Origin of the sequence: Actinoplanes sp. CA-030573 (genome assembly GCF_050951115.1) — a bacterium.
Lineage (GTDB): Bacteria > Actinomycetota > Actinomycetes > Mycobacteriales > Micromonosporaceae > Actinoplanes.
In genome coordinates this window covers 7,728,570-7,750,405 of sequence record NZ_CP192038.1, presented here as the reverse complement: position 1 = coordinate 7,750,405, position 21,836 = coordinate 7,728,570, and the positions used below count along the sequence as shown (strand labels likewise).

20 protein-coding genes and 1 pseudogene are annotated in these 21,836 nt (G+C 72.2%); 10 read left to right on the top strand and 11 right to left on the bottom strand.

What is annotated here, in order from left to right; genetic code table 11:
- The 5 genes from ACQP2F_RS35710 to ACQP2F_RS35690 all read right to left on the bottom strand — a co-directional run bounded on the left by ACQP2F_RS35710 (position 1) and on the right by ACQP2F_RS35690 (position 6,010).
- The gene (locus ACQP2F_RS35710) at positions 1-981 is read right to left on the bottom strand and encodes an ABC transporter permease (RefSeq protein ID WP_433295401.1); all 981 of its coding nucleotides are present in this window, start codon (positions 979-981) and stop codon (positions 1-3) included.
- Positions 978-2,069 (bottom strand): ABC transporter ATP-binding protein, encoded by a 1,092-nt coding sequence (locus ACQP2F_RS35705; RefSeq protein ID WP_433295399.1) that lies wholly within the window; start codon positions 2,067-2,069, stop codon positions 978-980. Before ACQP2F_RS35705 ends, ACQP2F_RS35710 begins: the two co-directional genes overlap by 4 nt.
- Before the next feature lie 63 nt (positions 2,070-2,132).
- Positions 2,133-3,815 carry an ABC transporter substrate-binding protein gene (locus tag ACQP2F_RS35700; protein WP_433295397.1) on the bottom strand — a complete coding sequence of 561 codons (1,683 nt, stop codon included), beginning with the start codon at positions 3,813-3,815 and terminating at the stop codon, positions 2,133-2,135.
- 166 nt (positions 3,816-3,981) lie between these two features.
- Positions 3,982-4,983 (bottom strand): LacI family DNA-binding transcriptional regulator, encoded by a 1,002-nt coding sequence (locus ACQP2F_RS35695; protein WP_433295395.1) that lies wholly within the window; start codon positions 4,981-4,983, stop codon positions 3,982-3,984.
- A gap of 181 nt (positions 4,984-5,164) precedes the next feature.
- Entirely contained in the window at positions 5,165-6,010 is an 846-nt protein-coding gene (locus ACQP2F_RS35690) for an NAD-dependent protein deacetylase (RefSeq protein WP_433295393.1), read from the bottom strand.
- Between the two features lie 95 nt (positions 6,011-6,105).
- Between ACQP2F_RS35690 and ACQP2F_RS35685 the strand changes: the two genes are divergently transcribed.
- The 3 genes from ACQP2F_RS35685 (at position 6,106) to ACQP2F_RS35675 (ending at position 8,505) form a co-directional block, all read left to right on the top strand.
- Entirely contained in the window at positions 6,106-6,459 is a 354-nt protein-coding gene (locus ACQP2F_RS35685) for a hypothetical protein (RefSeq protein ID WP_433295391.1), read from the top strand.
- 182 nt (positions 6,460-6,641) lie between these two features.
- Positions 6,642-7,355, top strand: a complete 714-nt coding sequence (locus tag ACQP2F_RS35680; protein WP_433295389.1) for a hypothetical protein — start codon at positions 6,642-6,644, stop codon at positions 7,353-7,355.
- A 148-nt stretch (positions 7,356-7,503) separates the two neighbouring features.
- Complete coding sequence (locus ACQP2F_RS35675) at positions 7,504-8,505, top strand: App1 family protein (protein ID WP_433307727.1); 1,002 nt, start codon at positions 7,504-7,506, stop codon at positions 8,503-8,505.
- On the opposite strand, the gene ACQP2F_RS35670 is transcribed toward ACQP2F_RS35675, so the two are convergent.
- Entirely contained in the window at positions 8,479-8,646 is a 168-nt protein-coding gene (locus ACQP2F_RS35670) for a hypothetical protein (protein WP_433307954.1), read from the bottom strand. The genes ACQP2F_RS35675 and ACQP2F_RS35670 overlap by 27 nt on opposite strands.
- Before the next feature lie 41 nt (positions 8,647-8,687).
- Here ACQP2F_RS35670 and ACQP2F_RS35665 point away from each other — a divergent pair, with 41 nt between their 5' ends.
- From ACQP2F_RS35665 to ACQP2F_RS35655, 3 genes are read left to right on the top strand one after another with little or no spacing between them, the layout of a single operon-like run.
- Positions 8,688-9,341, top strand: a complete 654-nt coding sequence (locus ACQP2F_RS35665; protein WP_433295387.1) for a hypothetical protein — start codon at positions 8,688-8,690, stop codon at positions 9,339-9,341.
- 15 nt (positions 9,342-9,356) lie between these two features.
- Positions 9,357-12,047 (top strand): AAA family ATPase, encoded by a 2,691-nt coding sequence (locus ACQP2F_RS35660; protein WP_433295386.1) that lies wholly within the window; start codon positions 9,357-9,359, stop codon positions 12,045-12,047.
- 34 nt (positions 12,048-12,081) lie between these two features.
- The gene (locus ACQP2F_RS35655; RefSeq protein WP_433295384.1) at positions 12,082-12,594 is read left to right on the top strand and encodes a YceI family protein; all 513 of its coding nucleotides are present in this window, start codon (positions 12,082-12,084) and stop codon (positions 12,592-12,594) included.
- Here ACQP2F_RS35655 and ACQP2F_RS35650 read toward each other — a convergent pair.
- Entirely contained in the window at positions 12,591-14,201 is a 1,611-nt protein-coding gene (locus ACQP2F_RS35650) for a DEAD/DEAH box helicase (protein WP_433295382.1), read from the bottom strand. The genes ACQP2F_RS35655 and ACQP2F_RS35650 overlap by 4 nt on opposite strands.
- A 178-nt stretch (positions 14,202-14,379) precedes the next feature.
- Here ACQP2F_RS35650 and ACQP2F_RS35645 point away from each other — a divergent pair, with 178 nt between their 5' ends.
- Positions 14,380-15,228, top strand: coding sequence for a sigma-70 family RNA polymerase sigma factor (locus ACQP2F_RS35645; RefSeq protein WP_433295380.1), 849 nt, complete (start codon positions 14,380-14,382; stop codon positions 15,226-15,228).
- Between the two features lie 46 nt (positions 15,229-15,274).
- Here the strand turns inward: ACQP2F_RS35645 and ACQP2F_RS35640 are convergent, their stop codons facing one another.
- Positions 15,275-15,793 (bottom strand): hypothetical protein, encoded by a 519-nt coding sequence (locus ACQP2F_RS35640; protein WP_433295378.1) that lies wholly within the window; start codon positions 15,791-15,793, stop codon positions 15,275-15,277.
- A gap of 161 nt (positions 15,794-15,954) precedes the next feature.
- Between ACQP2F_RS35640 and ACQP2F_RS35635 the strand changes: the two genes are divergently transcribed.
- Complete coding sequence (locus ACQP2F_RS35635; RefSeq protein WP_433307725.1) at positions 15,955-18,279, top strand: HelD family protein; 2,325 nt, start codon at positions 15,955-15,957, stop codon at positions 18,277-18,279.
- 24 nt (positions 18,280-18,303) lie between these two features.
- A pseudogene (locus ACQP2F_RS35630) lies at positions 18,304-18,372 on the top strand (DUF1330 domain-containing protein); the annotation flags it as partial.
- A 65-nt stretch (positions 18,373-18,437) separates the two neighbouring features.
- On the opposite strand, the gene ACQP2F_RS35625 reads toward ACQP2F_RS35630, so the two are convergent.
- Positions 18,438-19,349, bottom strand: coding sequence for a sigma-70 family RNA polymerase sigma factor (locus ACQP2F_RS35625; RefSeq protein WP_433295376.1), 912 nt, complete (start codon positions 19,347-19,349; stop codon positions 18,438-18,440).
- Positions 19,350-19,507: 158 nt separating this feature from the next.
- Here ACQP2F_RS35625 and ACQP2F_RS35620 point away from each other — a divergent pair, with 158 nt between their 5' ends.
- A complete protein-coding gene (locus ACQP2F_RS35620; protein WP_433295375.1) occupies positions 19,508-20,008 on the top strand; it encodes a DUF456 domain-containing protein in 501 nt (166 codons plus the stop codon).
- Positions 20,009-20,071: 63 nt separating this feature from the next.
- Here ACQP2F_RS35620 and ACQP2F_RS35615 read toward each other — a convergent pair whose 3' ends face one another.
- Both ACQP2F_RS35615 and ACQP2F_RS35610 read right to left on the bottom strand, forming a co-directional pair.
- The gene (locus ACQP2F_RS35615; protein WP_433295373.1) at positions 20,072-21,340 is read right to left on the bottom strand and encodes a D-alanyl-D-alanine carboxypeptidase family protein; all 1,269 of its coding nucleotides are present in this window, start codon (positions 21,338-21,340) and stop codon (positions 20,072-20,074) included.
- A complete protein-coding gene (locus ACQP2F_RS35610; protein ID WP_433295371.1) occupies positions 21,337-21,765 on the bottom strand; it encodes a hypothetical protein in 429 nt (142 codons plus the stop codon). The genes ACQP2F_RS35615 and ACQP2F_RS35610 overlap by 4 nt, the downstream gene beginning before the upstream one ends.
- Positions 21,766-21,836: the final 71 nt, after the last annotated feature.

The following is a 21,836-nucleotide window of genomic DNA, read 5'->3' as shown; positions in this document are numbered from 1 at the left end:
TCAGCCCTCCTTGCGGGTGCGCGGGTCGAGGAGGATGTACGCCACGTCGGCCAGCAGGTTCGCCAGCAGCACCGTGATCGTGATGATCAGGAAGATCCCCTGCATGAGCGGGTAGTCCTTGGCCCCGACCGCCTGCAGCAGCGTGAAGCCCAGCCCCGGGTACGAGAAGACGATCTCCACCAGCAGCGTGCCGCCGACGATGAAGCCGAGCGCCAGCGCGAAGCCGGAGATGTTCGGCAGCAGCGCGTTGCGGGCCGCGTAGGAGAGTGCCACCCGCCGCTCGGGCAGGCCCTTGGCGTGCGCGACGGTGATGTAGTCCTCGGAGGAGACGGTCACCATCATGTTGCGCATGCTCAGGATCCAGCCGCTGACCGAGGAGATCAGGATGGTCAGGGCCGGCAGCAGGCTGTGCTGGATCGCGCTCGGGATGAAGTACTGGTCCCAGGCCGGGACCAGGCCCGAGTCGAAGCCGCCCGACGACGGGAAGAAGCTCCCCGGGCCGGCGAGCAGGTAGATCGCGATGATGCCGAGCCAGAAGTAGGGCACCGACGAGAAGAACGTGGTGACCGGCAGCAGGCTGTCGGCCCAGGAGCCGCGCCGCCAGCCGGCGACGACGCCGAGCCCGGTGCCGAGCAGGAAGCTGATCACCGTGGTGATGCCGACCAGCATCAGCGTCCAGGGCAGCGCCTGGCCGATCACCTGGGAGACCGGGGCCGGGAAGAACGTGAACGACAGGCCGAGGTCGCCGTGCAGCAGCTGCTTCCAGTAGTCGATGTACTGGTCCCACAGGCTCTGCTTCTTGTCCAGTCCGAACAGGACGTACAGCGATTGGATCGACTTCGTGCTCAGCTGACCCTGGTACTTCGAGATCAGCGACTGCACCGGGTCGCCCGGCACCAGGCGCGGGATGAAGAAGTTCAGGGTGATCGCGGCCCAGGCGGTGAAGAGGTAGAACGCGATCCGTTGCAGGAAGTACTTCACTGGACGGCCTCCCCGGAAACCGAGCGGGCGGCCGAGCCGGGCTGCTCAGCGGCCACCGTCGCCTCGTCGAACAGCCAGCACGCGGCCCAGTGGCCGGGGCGGTCGCCGATCTCGAGGCGTACCGGCAGGTCGGTGGTGCACCGCGGCATCGCCATCGGGCAGCGCGGGTGGAAGCGGCAGCCGGACGGCGGGTTGATCAGGCTCGGCGGCTCGCCGTTACCCCGGTCCTCCTCGAGCGGGTCGGCGGCGCCGGTGAGCCGGTCCGGGTCCGGCGCCGAGTCGATCAGCAGCCGGGTGTACGGATGGGCCGGAGTCTGGGTCACGGTCTCGCTGTCGCCGCCCTCGACCATCCGGCCCGCGTACATCACCAGGGTCTCGTCGGCGAAATAGCGGGCCGACGCGATGTCGTGGGTGATGTAGAGGATCGCCAGGTTGAGGCGCTCCTTGAGGTCGCGCAGCAGGTTCAGCACGCCGAGCCGGATGGAGACGTCCAGCATGGACACCGGCTCGTCGGCGAGCAGGGCCTCGGGCCGGGCGCCGAGCGCGCGGGCGATGGCCACCCGCTGGCGCTGGCCGCCGGAGAGCTCGTGCGGGAACTTGTCCAGGTACCGCTCGGGCGGGGTGAGGCTGACCCGGGTGAGCAGGTCGGCCAGGGCCGCGTCGAGGTCGGCGTCGTTGTGGTGGATCCGCAGGGCCCGGGTGAGGTGGTAGCGGATCGTGTGCACGGGGTTCAGCGACGCGAACGGGTCCTGGAAGATCATCTGGACCTGAGCGGCGTACGCGCGGAACTGGCTCCCGCCCTTGACCTTGGTCGACTTGCCGTGCAGCTGGATGTCGCCGCCGGTGCGCGGGTAGAGCTGGGCGAGCAGGCGGGCCACCGTGGACTTCCCGGAGCCGGACTCGCCGACGAGCGCGACGACCCTGCCGCGCCGGAGGGTGAGGTTCACGTCATCGACGGCGTGCACCGCCGAATGTTGTCTGCGGACCAGATCACGCAGTGACCGGCGGACGGGGAAGTGCTTGGTGAGCCCAACGGCCTCCAGCACCACCTCACCGGCCGGGGCTTTGGCGTCTTGAACCGCCGTCATGCCACGTCCTTCAGGGGGTGAGGTGCCGCTCCCCCGGCGAACCGGGGGAGCGGCGTCGTGCGATCAGGAGTTGGCGGCCTTGAGGTGCAGGACGACGTCGAGCGCGTACGGCTGGGTGGGCTGCATGCCCGCGTACGGGTCGGCGTCGGACGGCCAGCCGGTCCAGTTCTTGGTGCTGTAGGCGCCACCGACGTTGTCGGAGCCGACCGGCAGCATCGGCGCCTGCTCGACGAAGACCTTCTGGATGGCGTTCATCGCGGTGGTGCGGTCGGCGTCGCTGGTGGCGTTGGCGTAGGCCTTGAGCGCGGCGGTCGCCTCCGGCGACTTGAACCGGCCGAAGTTGCCCTGCTGGGCCGCGGTGCCGATCGGCTTCATCAGGTCACCGTCCATGACGGTCTGGTAGATGTCGTACGGCGTGGCGCCGCCGTTCGTCCACCGCATCGTGGCCTGGAAGTCGCCCTTCTGGACGTTCTGGTCCCACTTGTCCTGGTTGGCCTTGTCGACCGTGGCCGCGATGCCGATCTCGGCCAGGTTGGTCTTGATGATCTCCAGCGTGGTCTGGTAGTCGGACCACGGCGCCGGGTCGGTCAGGGTGATCTTGACCGGCTTGCCCGACGGGTCGGTCAGCGTGTTGCCGTTGAGCTTGTAGCCCGACTGCTGGAGCAGCGCCTTGGCGCCGGCCACGTCCGGGGTCAGCGTCTTGCCCTTGTACTCCGGCGCGATGAACGCGTCGCCGGCGCCGGCGGGCAGGCCGGTCACGCTGTCGATCTGCGGGTGGAAGTAGCCGGCCTCGGCCTGGGTGAAGATGTCCGCCCGGTTGATGACCATGTTCATGGCCTTGCGCAGGTTCGCGTCGTCGAACGGCTTGATCGTGGTGTTGATGTAGAGGCCGTGGATGCCGAGCACGCCGGGCGCCCAGATCTTGTGGTTCGCCGGGTCCTTCGAGATGAAGGTGGCCTGGTAGTTCGGGATGAAGACGAAGCTCCACTCCGATTCACCGGAGGCCAGCGCCGTGGTCTGCGCGCTGTTGTCCGCGTAGGACGTGTAGCGCAGCTCCTTGACCTTGGGCAGGTCCTGCCAGTACCCGTCGGTCCGCACGTCGAGCACGACGCCGGCCTGGGTGAACGACTTCAGCGTGTACGGGCCGGAGCCGATCGGGTTCTTGTTGATGTCGGTGGCCGGGTCCGCGATCTTCTCCCAGATGTGCTTGGGGACGATCGGGGTGCTCGCCATGATCTTGTTCTGGTTGACGAACTGCGCCGACTTGAAGGTCACGTGCACGCTGTTGCCGTTGACCGTGATCTGGTCGAACGGAATGGCGTTGGCGTTCAGCGCCTCGTTGCTCTTCAGCAGGTTGAAGGTGTACGCGACGTCGTCCGCGGTCAGCTTCTGCCCGTCCGACCAGGTGGCGTTGTCCCGGACGGTGATGTCCGCCGACTTGTAGTCCGACGCCCACTTGACCTCGCTGGCCAGCCACGGCTTCGCGGGCTCGGCCGGCTTGACCGGGTTCCACATGGTCAGCGGCTCGTAGATCATCCACTTGTAGCCCAGGGCGTTCGCCGAGGAGGTGCCGGCGAACGGGTTGTGGTTCTCGGTCTGCGTGCCGTTCGGCATGCCGATCTTCAGGAAGTCCACCGACTTGCTCGCGGCGTCCTTGTTGGCGTTGGGCGAGTCGCCGCACGCGGCCAGACCGCCCGTGGCGAGAGCACCCGCCAGGGCCACCGCGAACAGTTTCCTTCTCTGCATCAATGTCTCCTCTTGAGGTGACGGAATCGGGTGAAGAGGGGTGCCCGGAGGCATGCGCCATCGCGGTGCCGGCCAGGGTGACCGACTCCGTGATCTCGCCGTGGTGCGAACAGAGTGGTGCGAACTTCATGTCGCCGGGGCGCGGCGACCGGGAAAAGCTATGGGATCAGGCGACTGTCGAGCCGCGGGTCACGAACGAGGTGGGAATGACGGTCGGGCGGGTGGGCAGGGGTGTGCCCTCGAAGTGGGCGAGCAGCGTGCGTGCTGCCGCCTCGCCCATCTCGCGCAGTGGTTGGTGCACTGTGGAGAGCGACGGCTGGGTGTGCGCCGCGGTCGGGATGTCGTCGAAGCCGACCACCGCCACGTCCTGCGGGGTGCGGCGGCCGCTGTCGAGCAGCGCCTGCATCGCCCCGATGGCGGAGAGGTCGTTGTGGGCGAAGACCGAGTCGAACTCGACGCCGGCGGCCAGCGCGGTGTGCACGGCGCCGGCGCCGCACGCGACCGTGAAGTCGCCGAGCGAGACCCGCTCGGGCGGGATCGCCTGGCCGGCCTCGGCGAAGACCGAGGCGAAGCCGTCGAGGCGCTGGTGCGTGCAGCCGAACTTCTCGGGACCGGTGATGACCAGCGGCTTGCGCCGGCCGATCTCGAGCAGGTGGCGGGCGGCCGACCCGGCGCCGTCGTGGTTGGTCGTGCTGACGCTCGGGATGTCGCCCGAGGTCTGGTCACGGTCGTCGATCAGCACCACCGGCAGGCCCCGGCGGTGCAGCGTGTAGATGTAGTCGAGGGTGCCCTCGGGCTCGATGACCAGCAGGCCGTCGAACGACTTGGCGGACACCTGGGCGCCGAACTGGCGCATGGACTCGTCACCGCGGTTGCAGGTGAACAGCAGCAGCCCGTACCGCTCGGTCTCCAGCACGTCGACCGCGCCCTGCAGGACCTCGCCGATCCACGGCCAGGTCAGCGACGGCACGAGCATGCCGACCACGCGGGTGCGGCCCCGGGCCAGCCCGACCGCGCGAGCGCTGGGCACGTAGCCGAGCTCGTCGATCACCGCCCGGACCCGCGCCGCGGTCGACTCGTCCAGCTCACCCTTGCCGTTCAGCACCCGGGACACGGTCGTCTTGCTGACCTTCGCCCGGGCCGCCACATCGGCGATGGTGATCGGCACTGGTCCTCCTGTCTGACGCATACCGCGATTGTCGCCCCTTTGTTTCGGGACGATGGCGGAACCGGTTTCGGGACCGGTTCCGGCAGTTAACGACAGTGCCCTGCGTCACGTCAATGAGAAGCAAACTTTATTTGTGTATCGAGACGGTAACCTCGCCGAAACCAACCGAATAAGTCCGGATTTATCCGGTCGGCTGGGCGGCGAGGCAGGGCAGCACGATGCCCAATGGGGCATCGACGACGATTCCCGCGTACGGCTCGCCCCGGGTCACGCCGCGATTGACGATGGCCACCCGGATGCCCAGCTTCGCGGCCCGCAGCACGAAGCGGCGGCCCGACATCACGGTCAGCGAGGAACCGAGAACGAGCAGCGTGCGGGCGTTCTCGACGAGCTCGAAGCTGCGCGCCACCCGGTCCGCCGGCACGGTCTCGCCGAAGTAGACGACGTCCGGCTTGAGCATGCCCCCGCAGTCCAGGCAGTCGACCACGGTGAACCCGTCGAGCGAGGTGTCCGCCAGCTCGGCGTCGCCGTCGGCGTTGAACGCGACCGCCTCCCCGGCGAACGTCGGATTGGCCGCGTCGAGCCGGGCGCCGAGCTCCGCGCGCGGCGTCCGCGCGCCGCATCCGAGGCAGACGATCCGGGCCAGGTTCCCGTGCAGCTCGACCACGTCGCGGGCCCCGGCCGCCTGGTGCAGCCCGTCCACGTTCTGGGTGATGATGCCGTCGAGCAGGCCCATCCGCTGCCACTGCGCCACGGCCCGGTGACCGTCGTTCGGGCGGGCCTGCCCGATCGTGCGCCAGCCGAGGTGGCTGCGGGCCCAGTACCGGCGGCGCGCGATCGGGTCGCGGGTGAAGGTCTGGTAGGTCATCGGCGTGCTGCGCCGCGCCGATCCGGACGGCCCGCGGTAATCCGGGATCCCGGACTCCGTCGACAGCCCCGCGCCGCTCAGCACCGCCACGCCACCCTCGGCGACCCATTCGCCGAGCGTCTCCACCTGCTCCACCACCTGAAGGTCCACGCCGTCCATCGTCCCTCGCCGGCGGGCGTACACGAAACGCGCCGCAACCCGTTCAGGTCGTGCGCACCGGGGACGAATTCGGGTAAGTTGATCCCGTGACGGCTGTGGCGCGTGTGCTTCGCAGTCACTGGATTCTCAGTGACTGGGACACTCGGCGCCTGCTGCGCTTCCTCGCCGGCCTCGCGCTCCTCGCCCTCGCCTTCACCACCCCCGCCCCGGCTCCCGCCGATCACTCGGTCGCCCTGACCGAGTCGGTTGCGGTGAGCGGGTCGGTCGCGGTGCGTGAAGCCGCGCCGGTCACCCCGAGCGAGACACTTGCGCTTCCGGCGGAGGTACGAGCGGCGACCGCGCCGGCGTCGTCCGAAATCACGCCGGCCCTGGCCCTCGGCTCGCTGGTCATCCTGCTGACCGGCGCCGCCCAGCGGGTCCGCGGCAAGCGCGGCCCGCCCACCGCCTGATCCTTTCCGCCGTACCGAGGGCGGTCGCCACCTCTCCGGGATGAGGAAACGATCGCGCTCCCGCGGAAGACTCGGCTGGATCCGGCGTACGGCCGCCAGCGGGTTTGTCCGCCGCGTGCCGCACGGCGCGCCACTCAGCGCAACCTCCCACGAAGGCCGCGAGTTCGCAGTGAGGTGTTCCCGTGGAAACCGCTTTGCACAGCTTCCTCGTCTCCGTCCCGCAAGCCGCCGCGCTCTGGCTGCTGATGCTGCTGGGCGTGTTCCTGACCGCCGGCGCGCTCGCCCGCAGCAACCGCGCCAAGTCACCGGCCGTCACCGAGGCCGAGGCCGACGACCTCCGCTTCGCCGGCGAGGTCGCGGTGGCCGCCGACCGCGCCGCCGCCACCGCCGAACGGCACCGCGCCGCCTGGTCCCGCGCGCAGGAGGAGCTGGACGCCGCCTGGGCCGCGTTCGACGCCGCCGACCAGGCCGCCCGCCAGGCGGCCAAGGCCGCCGCCTACCCGTTGATGAGCCGCCGCCGCAAGCCGGGGGAGAACGCCGACCGCCGCCGTTATCTCCATCACGCGGCCAGCGCCGCCTGCCGCAACCGGGAGATCTCCATCGCCCAGCTCAACGACGTCTACGCCGAGCGCGGCTGGAACTCCCGCCTGCACCCGGTGGTGCAGGAGTCGATGCTGCGGCAGGCAATGCGCGCGCACCGGCTCGAGCAGTACCAGAAGGCGGTGGCCAAGGAACGCACCGCCTGGCAGCGGGCCGAGACGTCGGCCGAGGCGCTGCGCAGCCTGCGGGTCGAGGCGGCCGCCGCGATCACCCGGGCCACGGCCGGGCAACCCGCCTCCGATGAACAGTGGTGGGCCGAGCAGTGGACCACGGCCGAGCTTCCGGCGGCGGCCTGAAAGTCCTGACCGGCGCGGTCGCGCATTACAGGGCGACTGTCGTACCGGGCGGGTACCGTAACCGCACGGAACGACCGCCGCACCTGAGGACGGTTAGGGGGCCAGCGTGACGCAGACTCCGGCGGGTGCTTCTCCGCCCGCTGTCCGGATGCACCGGGCCGCGGTGGTGGAGGACGCCTTCCACGAGGTCATCGAGCGGCGGCTGCGCGGCCGCGGCTGGCGCCCGGTGATCACCGCCTACACGGGCTACGGCGCGCCCGGGTGGGCCCGCGTCATGGCCCGGGTGGTGCTCACCCGTCCCACCCGGTCCCGCAAGCGGCTGGAGAAGGTCCGTGGCTGGCGCAGCTTCATGAGCTCGCCGGTCAGCAACGCGCCGGTGATCATCCGGATCGGCGGCAGCGCCACCGAGACCCGCACCGACCGCAGCGGCTATGTGGACTGCCGGGTGAAGGGCGATCTGGAGCCCGGCTGGGGCAGCGCGCGGCTGTCCATCGACGGCGGCGCCTCGGTCGACGCGCCGATCCGGGTGGTCGACCCGGCCTGCCGCTTCGGCCTGATCTCCGACATCGACGACACGGTGATGGTCACCGCGCTGCCCCGCCCGCTGCTCGCGGCGTGGAACACGTTCGTCCTCGACGAGCACGCCCGGATGGCCGTGCCCGGCATGGCCGTGCTCTACGAGCGGCTCATCACCGCCAACGCGGGCGCGCCGGTCTTCTACCTCTCCACCGGCGCGTGGAACGTGGCGCCCACGCTCAACCGCTTCCTGTCCCGGCACCTCTACCCGGCCGGCCCGTTGCTGCTCACCGACTGGGGACCGACCCCCGACCGCTGGTTCCGCAGCGGCCAGGAGCACAAGCGCTACACGCTGCGCCGGCTGGCGGCCGAGTTCCCCGACATCCGCTGGCTGCTGATCGGCGACGACGGGCAGCACGATCAGGAGATCTACTCCGAGTTCGCGCACGCCCACCCGGAGAACGTGGCGGCGGTGGCGATCCGCCGCCTGTCGCCGACCCAGTCGGTGCTGGCCGGCGCCGTCCCCGGCCCGTCGGGCACGCCGGAGGCGGTCGGCTCCGGCGGCAAGACCTGGTTCGCGGCGCCCGACGGCGCCGGTCTATGGTCGCTACTCCGCGACACTGATGTTGTCTGAGGCGGTGGAGGGCTGCTCCGCCGCCTCCGCGACCCGCTGGTGCAGCCGGTCACGCACCTCCTCCGGCGTGTACGCCCGGCGCTTACGCTCCGACCGGGCCACCACGACCCCGGTGGCCGCTACCCCTGCCAATCCGGCCAAGCCCACTAGTTTCCACCAACGCATCTCACGAGGATAGACACGTGGACGCCGCTATCAGCCTCGATCAGGCCCTCGACCTGACGCGCACCGGTGACATCTGGATCTTCCGTGGCCGCTCCGGCCCCGACCGGGCGATCCAGACGCTGACCAACAGCCCGGTCAACCACGTCGGCATGTCGCTGGTGGTCGAGGACATGCCGCCGCTCATGTGGCACGCCGAGCTCGGCAAGTCGCTGCCCGACCTGTGGTCCGGCACCTTCCAGCGCGGGGTGCAACTGCACGACCTGCGCGACGCGGTCACCGTCTGGGCCCACCGGTACGGCCAGCGCGGCTGGTTGCGCCAGCTCGAGCCGGGGGTGACCCGCGCGATGGAGGACAAGGCGCTCAAGACCGTGGCCCGGCTCGACGGAACCCCGTTCCCGTCCTCGGCCCAGCTCGCCTGGCGCTGGGTGCGCGGCCGGGTGCCGCAGATCCGCCCGCGCAAGTGGCAGCACGGGCCGGCCGGCGACGCCGGGCTCGAGACCGCCTACTGCGCCGAGGTCGTCGCGGTCACGTACGAGGACATGGGCCTGCTGCCCGGCAAGCGCCAGCCCAACTGGTACGACCCGGGTCGCTTCTGGAGCGGCGACGGGCTGGAGCTGTCTGCCGGTTTCACCCTCGGCGACGAGATCGAGGTGGACATTCCCGAGAAGTAGCGCCAGGTTGTCCCCATGAGCACCGTGCTGGTGGGCCGGGTCGCCGAGGTGGTAGCGCTGGACGCGCTGCGGGCCGGCGCCGTGCGCGGCTCGGGCGCGGTGGCGCTGCTGATCGGCGAGGCCGGCATCGGCAAGACCGCCGTCGTCGAGGAGGCGGTGGCCCGCGCGGCGGCCGCCGGCCTGACCGTGCTGACCGGCCGCGCCGACCCCGACGAGGGCGCGCCCGCCTTCTGGCCGTGGCTGCGCCTGCTCGACTCCGATGTGGACGGACTGTCGCCGTCCCTGCTCGCGCTGGCCGACGAGGGCGAGTCGGCCGCCGCGGCCCGGTTCCGGGCCGGCCGTGACGTGGTGACGGCCCTGGCCGCGGCGGCCGAGCGGGCCCCGCTGCTGCTGGTGCTCGAAGACCTGCACTGGGCCGACCCGGCGTCGCTGGCCCTGCTCGCGGCCGTCGCCCGCGAGGTGGCGAGCCACCCGATCCTGGTGCTCGGCACGTCCCGTACCGCGATCGACCTGCCCGACGCGACGGTGCTGCCGCTCGGCCCGTGGGACACCGCCGCCGTGGCCTCCTACCTGAGCGGTTTCGGCGCCGCCCACGGCACGTGGGCCCCCGTCGTGCACGACCTCGGCGGCGGCAATCCGCTCTACACCCGGGAGCTCACCCGGCTGCTGGTCCGCGAGGGCCGCCTGACCCGCCCGGCCGGCGCCATCGACCTGCCCGACGGCCTGCGCCGCCTGGTCTCGCGCCGTACCGCCCGCCTGAGCCCCGGTTGCCGCTCCCTCCTGGGCCTGGCCGCCGCCGGCGGCGCCGAGATCTCCACGCCGGTGCTGGGCGCGGCGTTCGACGCCGCCTCACCCGACTCGGCCCCTCCGCTCGATTCGGCCGCGCTTCTTTCCGAAGCGGTCGACGCGGGCGTGCTCGTCGACGACCCGTGGGCGCCCTCCCGTCTCCGGTTCGCCCACGAGCTCGTCCGCCAGGCCTGCTACGCCGATCTCGGCCGGGACGCCCGCATCCGCGCCCACGCCCTCATCGCCGACGCCCTCGCCGCCACCGGCGGCACCCCGATCGAGATCGCCCGCCACCGGGTCCGCGCCGCCGTCGACCCCGCCTCGCGCGTGGCCGCCGCCGACGCCTGCGTGGCCGCGGCCCGGCAGGCGACCGCCGCCCTCGACCATCGCGAGGCCGTCCGCTGGCTGACCCGGGCCCTGGAGAACGCGCCGTCCGCCGCCCTCCGGCTCGAGCGGGCCGGCGCCGCCTACCGCGACGGCCGGCTCGACCTCGCCATCGACGACTGCGAGGCGATCGTCGACGAGATCGGCGCGCCCGCCGCGCTGGCCGTCCGCGGCGTCGGCGGCCTGGGCGGCACGGTCGGCCCGCGCCTGATCCGGATCTGCGAGCGGGCGCTCGCGCTCGATCTCGACGAGGCCGACCGCGCCCAGGTCCTCGCCCAATACGCCTTCCTGATCGCCGAGATGCACGACTCGCCCCGGGCCGAGCCGTTCAGCCGCGAGGCGATGGAGCTCGCCGAACGCTCCGGCCACCCCGGCGCGCTGGTCGCCGCGATCCACGCCCGGCACGAGGTGCTCGACCCGGTCGTCGACGTCGTGGAGGTCCGCGAGCTGGCCGGCCGCTGCGTCGAGCTGGCCGGGCCTAGCGGCCGCCCCGACGCCGAGCTCTGGGTCCGGGTCTGGCGGCTGGACACCTGCCTCGCGACCGGGGACCTCGGCGAGTACGACGCCGAGTACACCCGGCTCGCCGACCTGGTCGACCGCCTCGGCTGGCCGATCGCCCGCTGGCACCTGCTGCGCGCCCGGGCCGCCCGCGAGCAGCTCTCGGGCCGGCTCGCCGAGGCCGCCGCCACCGCGGTCGAGGCGCGCGACCTGGCCCTGCGCGCCCAGGACCCGTCGGCCGGCCTGCTGCTGCAGGCGTTCCTGAACGGCATCTCCCAGCTCACCGGCGGCGCCGAGTGGCCGGCGGACATGGCCGCGCTGAGCGATCGCTACCCCGGCGTCCCGATCGGCGTCGTCCAGCTCGGCCGGATAGCCATGGACCTGGGCGACCGCGACATCGCCACCGCCCAGACGGTCAAGATGCGCGCGCTGATGCCGCGCCTGCCGGTCGACGGCCGGCGCCCGTACATCGTGGTCACTGCCGGCGAGGTGGCATCGTGGGTCGGCGACCTGGCACTGGCCGCCGACTGCTACCGGCTGGCGCTCCCGTACTCGGGCCGTTTCCTCAACTCGATGTCCGCCTGCTTCGGCGCGTACGACCGTTCCCTGGGCACGATCGCCGCCGCGCTGGGCCGTCCCGAGGCCGACGCCCACTTCGCCGCCGCGGTCGCCGCCGAGGAGAGGCTGGGTTGCCCGCCGTTCCTGGCGCTGGCCCAGCTGGCGTACGCCCGCTTCCTGCGCACCGCCGCCGAGTCCCGCCGCTCCCGTGAGCTCGCCGCCCAGGCCCTGGCCACCGCCCGCCGCCTGGGCATGTCCAAGGTCGCAACCGAGGCCGCCGCCCTGGCCGGCGACGACGTCCTCACCGCCCGCGAGCGCGAGATCGCCGTGCTGGTCGCCGCCGGCCTCGCCAACCGCGCCATCGCCGGCAAGCTGTTCCTCTCCGAGCGTACGGTCGAGACCCACGTCCGCAGCATCCTGCGCAAGCTCGGCCTGACCAGCCGCGCCGATCTACGTGGCGATCCTCAGTACCGGCACTGAGGTTTCCCGCCCCCGCTTCGCCGACGCTCGACGCATGACAACGAACCTGAGCACCAGCATCCGGCCCGGCACCTACACCCTCGACCTGGCCCGCTCCACCTGCACGCTGAACGCCGCCCACGCCTTCGGCCTGAAGCCGGTCACCGCGACCGTCTCCGTCCTCGGCGGCACCGTCACGGTCGCCGCCGACCCAACCGCCTCCAGCGCCTCGGCGCGCCTGGACGCGGGCTCGTTCACCAGCGACGACCCCAAGCGCGACAAGGACATCCGCGGCAAGCGCTTCCTCGACGCGGCCGCTCACCCGGTGATCGGCTTCCGCAGCACGGCGTGCGCCCGCACACCGGCCGGCTGGTCGATGACCGGCGTCCTCTCGGTGCGCGGCACCGACAGCACGGTGACCCTGACGCTCGACGAGCTCGAGCCGATCGGCGATGGCTTCCGCTGCGTGGCCCGCGGCACGATCGACCGGGTGACGGCCGGCGTGAAAACGGGCCGCGGCATCATCGCCCGGCCCGTCCACATCACGCTCGACGTCTACGCGAGCTAGCGGCCACCGCCGCGGCGTCCGCCGACCCGGCTCGACGCCGAGAACGCCGCCGCGCCCGAGGGCCGGCCCGTCGTTGCCGCGCCGGCCTGGCCGACGCCGCCGCGGCGGGTACGGCCGGCGCCGCCGGCGCCGCTTCCGGCCGGGCGGGCGTTGACCACCGGCGCCTCGACCGTGTGGCCGGCGTGGTTGGCGTGGCCCGAAGCCCGGCCTCGACCGCGCGACCGGCCGGACGTCGCCCGCTTCGGCTCCGGCGCCGTGGCGGGCTGGCCGCTCGGGGAGCCGGCCCGGCCCGGCCGGGCCACGGACTGGCCGGACCTGGCGGCTTGGCCGGCTTGAGCGGTGGGCTTTCCGGCCTGAGCGGCCGGGCGGCCGGACTGGGCGGCCGGGCGGCCGGAGCGGGCGCCCCGGGCGGGCTGGGCCGGTGCGGCCGCGGGGGGCGCCACGAAGCGGCGCTCGCCCGGGGCCAGCTCGGACAACAGCGGGTCGCCAGGGCGGGTGCGCGAGGTCGTCGGGCGTACGCCGGCCTTGCGGGTCAGGTCGCGGACCTCGGCCTGCTGGTCGTCGGTCATCAGGGTGACCACCGTGCCCTGCGCGCCGGCTCGGGCGGTGCGGCCCGAGCGGTGCAGGTACGCCTTGTGCTCGACCGGCGGGTCGGCGTGGATCACCAGGGTGACGTCGTCGACGTGGATGCCGCGGGCGGCGATGTCGGTGGCGACCAGGGTCTCGGCGCTGCCGTCGGAGAACGCGGCCAGGTTGCGGTTGCGCGCGTTCTGCGCCAGGTTGCCGTGCAGCTCGACGGCCGGCACCCCGGCCGCGACCAGCTGGCGGGTCAGCACCTTGGCGCGGCGCTTCGTGCGGGTGAAGACAACCGTGCGGCCGGGCGCGGCCAGGAGGTCGACCAGGACGCCGAAACGGTCGTCACCCCGTACGTGCAGGACGTGGTGCTGCATTTCCACCGGCGCCTCGGTGGCCGCGTCGACCGCGTGCGTGACCGGCCGCCGCATGAAGCGCTTGACCAGCACGTCCACGCCGTTGTCCAGGGTCGCCGAGAACAGCAGGCGCTGGCCGTCGCGCGGGGTCTGGTCGAGCAGGCGGCGCACCACCGGCAGGAAGCCCAGGTCGGCCATGTGGTCGGCCTCGTCGAGCACGGTGATCTCGACGGCGTCGAGCGAGGCGTGGCCGTTGCGCAGGTGGTCGTCGAGCCGGCCGGGGCACGCCACCAGCACGTCGACGCCGGCGGCCAGGCCCTTGATCTGCGGGTTCGCGCCGACGCCGCCGAAGACGACGAGCGTCTTGAGGCCGAGCGCGGCGGCCAGCGGCGCCAAGGCGGCGTCGATCTGGGTGGCCAGCTCCCGGGTCGGCGCCAGGATCAGCGCGCGAGGCGAACGGGGGCGGCGCGGCTTGCGCGAGGCGGCCAGCCGGGCGAGGACGGGCAGCGCGAACGCGTACGTCTTGCCGGAGCCGGTGCGCCCGCGGCCCAGCACGTCCTTGCCGGCGAGCGAGTCGGGCAGGGTGGCGGCCTGGATCGGGAACGGGGTGGTGATGCCGAGGCCGGCGAGCGCCTGCGTCAGTTCGCGCGGCACGCCGAGCTCGGTGAAGGTTGTCATGTAGCGGGAGCTCCAAAAATGGTCCGGGAAATGTCCCAAGTGATCGAGCATAACCCGAGTTCGGGGTGCAACCATTCCGCACCCGTACGAGACCTGTATCGCACTCGATGCCGATCACCGTTCTCCTCAGTGCCCGGGAATCCCCCCTCCGGGCGTTACCGCGAGGAGACCCCCCATCATGAGCGGTGCACCAAACGTCGACCGCCGCCGCGAGGACGTCGTCCAGGAGCACATGCCGCTGGTCGGCCACCTGGTCCGCGAGATGCTGGCCCGGGTGCCGTCGCACGTGAACCGCGACGACCTGATGTCGGCCGGGTACGCGGCGCTGGTCCACGCCGCCCGCGGCTTCGACACCACGCGCGGCGTCCCGTTCGCCCGGTTCGCGGCGGCCCGCATCCGGGGCGCGCTGCTGGACGAGCTGCGCGGCCTGGACTGGGCCAGCCGCTCGGTGCGGCAGCGGGCGCGGCGTACCGACTCGGCCCGCCAGGAGCTGACCGCCGAGCTGGGCCGCACGCCGACGATCCAGGAGGTGGCCGAGCGGCTGGGCTGCACGGTCGAGGACATCGAGACCGCCGACGACGACGTGCACCGCGCGGTCGTCTTCAGCCTTCAGGGCTTCGCCACCGCGGCGGCCGACGACATGGTCACCGAGCCGAGCGCCGGCCCCGAGGAGATGCTGATCCGCCGGGAGCGGCTCGGCTACCTGCAGAACGCCGTGGACGCGCTGCCCGAGCGGCTGCGCGTGGTGGTGCAGGGCTACTTCTTCGACGAGCGGCCGATGGCCCGGATCGCGGAGGAGCTCGGCGTCACCGAGTCGCGGGTGTCCCAGCTGCGGGCCGAGGCGCTGAGCCTGCTCCGCGACGGTCTCAACACGCACCTCGAGCCGTCGCTGGCGGCCGAGAACCCGCCCAAGGAGGGCTGCGTGGCCCGGCGCCGCGCCGCCTACTACGACCAGATCGCCGCCCGCGGGACGCTCCGGACCCGGCTGGCCCTGACCGGTCCCGACGGGCTGCCCCTGGCCGCCTAGCAGCAAGGAAGTGCCCGCCGCGGTTCGCGGCGGGCACTTCGCTGTGTCACTGGCCGGCGCAGGTCCCGGCCTTCTTCTGGGCCGCGATCGCCTTGGCCGCGCCGAGCTTGTAGAGGGCGAGACCCTCCTTGGCCGGCTCCAGCTTCCAGGCGTTGTTCTCGTACACCATCGTGTACGACTGGGCCGCCACGAGCTGCTTGGCGATCACGATCGCCTTGTCGGTGCCGTCCATCCGGGCGCTGGTGAGCTGGATGGCCAGGCCCTTGCGCGAGCACGCCTGGTTGAGCTTGACGTAGTCGTCCTTGCTGATCGCGGCCTTGCCGGCCGCGGTGTACATGTCCCAGGCGCCGGCGAAGTCGCCGCCCGCGAAACGGTCGAAGACGGTCTGGGCCGCGGCCCGGGCGCCCTCGATGGTCTTGGGCTCGGGCCCGCCGGCCGCGGCCTGGGCGGCGTTGCCGGCCGGCGCGTCGTCGTCTCCGCCGGTGCACGCCGTGGCGAAGGTGAGGGCGGCGGCCGCGGTGAGGGCGAGCGCGCCGAGACGTCGGATCGGGTGGTTGCGGTTCATGCCGGGACTAATGTCGATCGGCCGCCGCGCGTAACGGCTCGCCGGAAACATTGACGGATGGGCGACAGAGCCGTCACCTGTTGGGGCACGCCAATCGATGGGCTATTCTGGCCGTTTGTCGAGCACAAAAAAAGCGACCATCAATGGCCGCTGACTGGCGAATGTTACCACAAAGGGGAGTGGCATTGTCAAGCTCCGCCGCGGACGACCTCCGTTCCGAGCAGGCGTACCTCACCACCCTCTACCAGCGTCTCGATCACCTCCGTGCGCAGGCCGATCACCGTTTGAAGGGCATTCTGCTGGAGGCCGGCGGCACGCCGCAGGGCCGCACCCAGCGGGAAGCCACCCGATCCCACTACGCCGAGCAGCTCGCCCAGATGAATGCGGTCGAGAACGGCCTTTGTTTCGGCCGCCTCGATTTCCACGACGGCGAGCCGCGCTACATCGGCCGGCTCGGGCTCTCCGCCGAGGAGCACGACCGCGACCCGCTGCTGGTCGACTGGCGTGCCCCGGCGTCGCGCCCGTTCTACCTGGCGACCGCGGTCTCGCCGGACGGCGTCACCCGCCGGCGGCACCTGCGCACCCGGGGCCGCACCCTGACCGCCATCGACGACGAGGTGCTCGACCTCGGGTCGGGAGCGGCCGCGGGCGGCCGGGAGGACGTGACCGGCGAGGCGGCGTTGCTGTCGGCGCTGACCGCCACCCGCACCGGCCGGATGCGCGACATCGTCGAGACCATCCAGGCCGAGCAGGACGAGGTCATCCGGGCCGGGCTCAACGGGGTCATGGTCGTGCAGGGCGGGCCGGGCACCGGCAAGACCGCGGTCGCGCTGCACCGGGCGGCGTACCTGCTCTACACGTACCGCGCCCAGCTCACCAAGCAGGGCGTGCTGATCCTCGGGCCGAACACCACCTTCCTGCGCTACATCTCCCAGGTGCTGCCGTCGCTGGCCGAGACCGGCGTGCTGCTGGCCACGCTCGGCGACATGTACCCGGGGGTGCGGGCCCGTGGCGTGGAGCCTCCGGCGGCGGCCGCGGTCAAGGGCCGGCTGGCGATGCTCGGCGTGCTCGAGCGGGCGGTCGCCGACCGGCAGACCGTGCCCCGCGACTACGTCGAGGTCGACCACGACGGCTACCCGCTGCGCATCGAGCGGGCGGTGCTCGAGGACGCCCGGGCCGCGGCCCGCCGCTCGGGGCGGCCGCACAACGTGGCCCGGCAGATCTTCGTGACCGAGGCGATCCACGCGCTGTCGCTGCAGATCGCCGAGCGGATCGGCGCCGACCCGCTGGGCGGGGAGAACCTGCTCTCCGAGGCCGACCTCGCCGAGACCCGGCGCGAGCTGCGCGAGGACATCGACGTCCAGCAGGCGCTCTTCGACTTCTGGCCGGTGCTGACCGCGCGCACGGTGCTGCGCGACCTGCTCGGCGACGCCGACCGGCTGGCGTCGGCGGCGGCCGATCTGACGGCCGGGGAGCGGGCGCTGCTGCTGCGCGATCACGACGCCCGGTGGACGCCGGCCGACGTGCCGCTGCTCGACGAGCTGGCCGAGCTGCTGGGCGCCGACGAGACGCTGAAGAAGCGGCAGGCGGCGATGGAGCGGCGGGAGGCGATCGAGTACGCGGAGGGCGTGCTCGAGATCGTCGAGGGCTCGCGCTCGCTGGACTTCGAGGACGACGCCGAGGAGGAGATCCTGTCGGCGATCGACGTCGTGGACGCGAGCGCCTTCGTCGAGCGGCACGAGGTGCTCGACACGCGGACCGCCGCCGAGCGGGCCGCCGCCGACCGTACCTGGGTCTTCGGGCACGTGATCGTCGACGAGGCCCAGGAGCTGTCGCCGATGGCGTGGCGGCTGCTCATGCGGCGCTGCCCGAGCCGCTCGATGACGGTGGTCGGCGACGTGGCGCAGACCTCGGAGCTGGCCGGCACGACCGGGTGGGAGCAGGTCTTCGAGCCCTACGTCGCGCAGCGCTGGAACCTGGTCGAGCTGACCGTCAACTACCGCACGCCGGCCGAGGTCATGGCGGTGGCGGCGGACGTGCTGGCGGCGGTCGACCCGGCGCTGCAGCCGCCGCGGTCGGTGCGGTCCGCGGGCGTCGAGCCCTGGTCACTGCGGGTGCCGCGGCCCGCGCTGGCGGCGGAGGTGATTGCGGCCGTACGCGTGGAAGCCTCCGAAGTCGGGGAGGGCCGCGTGGGCGTGCTCGTCCCGGAGGGGCTGGAGGACGAGCTCGGCCGGCACCTGGTCGAGGCCGTGCCCGGCGCGGCCGTGGGTGAGCAGCCGGACCTGCTGAACCAGGTGGTGCTCATGACCGTACGGCAAGCGAAGGGTCTCGAGTTCGACTCGGTCGTCGTGGTCGAGCCGGAGGAGATCATCGCGGAGAGCCCGCGGGGTCTGTCGGACCTGTATGTGGCCGTGACGCGCGCGACGCGACGGCTCGGCGTGCTGCACACGACCGATCTGCCCAAGGTTCTGAACGCGCTCGCCTGAGCTCGTCCTTCGTCCCCGCTGGACCAGGAGGCGCTGGCCGCCCTGTCCGACGGCGTCGAGCGCGACTTCCGCATCGTCGAAGGCATCGACTGACGATTTCGCGGCCGTACACGGAAGGGCCCGGCACGTGAGTGCCGGGCCCTTCGGGCGTGCGAGCGTCAGGCCGCCGAGGCGGGCACGCGACCGTGGCTGTACGAGGTGTGCCCGTGTGCGTTGGTCATCGCGAGCCGGCTGCGCACCGACGTGCTGTTCGCGATGTTGGCGTAGTAGTTGGCGCGGCGGCGGGCCGTGATGCTGTCCGGGTTGTCGGGAACCGGCGCGAGCTCCGGGTTGAGGTGCGTGTTCAGGCCGTCCTTGAGCAGCGACAGCGCCTCGGCCCGCAGCTGGCTGATCCGGCTCTCGGTGACGCCGAGATCGGCGGCGATGTCGGCCATCGGGCGCTCGTGCAGGAAGTACTCGGTGATGACGGTCTGCAGCCGCTCGGGCAGCGAGCCGATCGCGTGGTGCAGGTAGCCGATCTGCTCACGGCGCAGCAGCATGTCCTCCGGGCCCGGCGTCTTCTCGGTGACCAGGTCGTCGGCGCTGCTGGTGGTGAAGCCCTGCAGCGAGAGCACGGTGGCCCGCTGCACGTCGGTGTCGGTGCGCTGCAGGTCGTTGGTCGTGGTGCCGAGCGCCTGGGCCAGCTCGTCGGCGGTCGGCGTGCGGCCGAGCGTGGTGGTCAGCTGCTGACGGGTGGTGTCGGTGGCGCGGGCCTTGGTCCGCACCGAGCGGGTCGCCCAGTCGAGCGAGCGCAGCTCGTCGAGGATGGCGCCGCGGATGCGGGTGCTCGCGAAGCGGTGGAACGGGATGCCACGGTCCGGGTCCCAGCCACGGGCCGCGGTGACGAGCGCGTGCAGGCCGGCGCTGGTCAGGTCGTCGCGGTGGATGTGGTTCGGGATGCGGGTGAGCATGTCGCGCACCAGGTGGCCGACCAGCGGCATGTGGGTGCGGATCAGCTCCTCCTGCTCGGCGGCGGAGAGCACAGTCGCGGCGGGCGCGGACTCGGCGGCGTTCGTCACGGTCGTGGTCATGTTGTTCCCCCGTTGTGTTGTCGGCGGCCCCGTTGCTGGGGGGCTCACCGGCTGACAGGAGAAGACTTTGGGTGACCAGGGGTACGACTTACGGTCACGCTGAGGTGCCGCCAAGTTGCGGTGTTTAGAGCCGGCGCCCGACCGGGCACGCTGGTCCCATGGACCTCAGTGACACCGGTGGCAGCATCACGCTGATCGCCGGGATCGCCGTCGCGCTGGGCGTGGTCGGCGTGGTGATCCCGGTGCTGCCCGGTCTGCTGCTGAGCTGGTGCGGCGTCGCCCTGTGGGCGTTCCTCGGCGACGCCCCGGGCGCCGTGAAGTGGGTGGTCCTGGTTCTCGCCACGCTGGTGGCGGTGCTCGGCGCCCTGGTGAAGTACCTGGTGCCCGGCAAGCGCCTGAAGGACGCCGGCATCCCGAACGCGGCCCTGTTCGCGGGCGGCGTGCTGGGGCTGGTGGGCTTCTTCGTGGTCCCGGTGATCGGCCTGATCCTGGGCTTCGTGCTCGGTGTCTACCTGGTCGAGCACCTGCGCGTCGGCGCCGCCCAGGCGTGGCCGTCGACTCGGAAGGCGCTGGGCGCGGCCGGTATGTCCATGCTGATCGAGTTCACGGCCGCGCTCGGGGTGGCGGTGGTCTGGGTGCTCGGGTTGCTGCTCAGCTGAGCGAGATGGTTGCTGCTCAGCTGAGCGAGATGGTTGCTGCTCAGCTGAGCGAAATCGCTCTGCTTACCGATACGCGCCCTGGCCGCCGGGCCGGCGGACCGGCCGCCGGCGGCGGCGCTGGGTCAGCAACAGCAGCAGCGGGGTGCCGGCCAGCAGCAGGGCCACGCCGGCCGCGGTGAGGATGGTCGTCATGTCCTTGCCGCCCGAGCGGAACACCGGCGCGGCCTTCGCCTTGCCGGTGGCGGTGGTCGACTCGGCGCGGGCCTGGGCGTTCGACTGCTCGGCGGCCACGTCCTCGGGCGTCACCAGCTTGCCGACCGCGGCATCCTTCGGCAGCGAGAAGCCCCAGTCCAGCAGCGCGGCGCCCTGCTGCCAGCCCCGCAGCGGGTGGGCCTCGGCGCCGAGCAGGGTGACCACCAGGCGGCGGCCGTTGCGCTCGGCGCCGCCGACGTAGCTGTGCCGGGCGACCGTGGTGAAGCCGGTCTTGCCGCCCATCGCGCCGGGGTAGTTGTAGATCAGCTTGTTCTCGTTCTGGAACTGGAAGCCCTTCTGCTTCAGCTGCGGCTGGGCCGGCATCTGGGCCGACTTCGTCAGCACGTACTTGCGGAAATCCGCGTTGGCGAAGTCCTTGCGGGCGATCAGCGCCAGGTCGTACGCGCTGGTGAACTGACCCTTGCCGTCCAGGCCGCTGGGGGTCACCGCGTGCGTCTGGTAGGCGCCCAGCCGCTGGGCCTCGGCGTTCATCGCCGCGACCGTCTTGGCGACACCGTCGGAACCGCCGCCGCCGGCCATCCGGGCGAGCGCGTTGGCCGCGTCGTTGCCCGAGTTGAGCAGCAGCCCGAGCCAGAGCGTGGAGATCGGGTACCGGCCGCCGACGACCAGTCCCACGGCCGAGCTGTTCACCTCGATGTCGAGGTCGCTGCGTACCACCGTGATGGTCTGGCCGGGGTCGAGCTTGTCCATCACCGTGGCCGCCAGCAATGTCTTCTGCACGCTCGCCGGGGTCTGGTATACGTGCGGCCCGCAGGCGCCGAGCACCTGGCCGGAGTCCAAGTCGGCGACGATCCAGGTGGTCGCGGTGACCGCCGGCGGCTGCTTCGCGCCCGGCGGGATGACCAGACCGTGGGTGGCCAGATCGTCGCCGCCGACCACGCTGTTCGCCGGGTTGTCCGGCGGCGGCACCGGGCGCGGCGGGATGCCCTTGGGCTTGGCCACGTTCGGCTTGGGACACGGAATGTCCGCGGCACGCGCGGGGGACGCGGCCGTGGGGATGACGGCCACCAGCGCGGTCAGGACGGAGGCGAGCAGAGGGCGAGGGGTGAGAAGGGTCAAGGCCAGGAGACTCCCGCGTCGAGCCGCTGGTCGAGGAGTCGGGCCAGCGGAATGGTCTCGCCGTCGCCGCCGCCCGCGCCGACGATCAGCCGGGGCTTGCTGGGGGAAAGATCGGCGCCGGTGAACCGGGCGCGCAACGATGACGGAACGGTCAGGACGTAATACTCGCCGTGTTCGCCGACCGCGACCGAGCGATTCGACTTCAGATACCAACCACGGACCTTGGTGCGGTACGTGGCGCGGCCGTCGAAGCTGCGGGCGGACAACGGATGCGGCGGCAGACCGCGCTCGGCGGCCCGGCGGACGAACGATGTCAGCAGGTCGGCGGCCTGCCGGGCCTCGGCGTCGCGGCCGGCGGCCAGTGCGGCGGCGTGCCCGTCGATGGCTCGGCGGCGCTGTTCCTCCCACGCGGCCCGGTCGTCCATGCCTGCGACCCTAGGTGATCCGCGTGGCCCCCGGCCACCCGGTCTTTCCGCACGGATTGCTGTGAATGCCG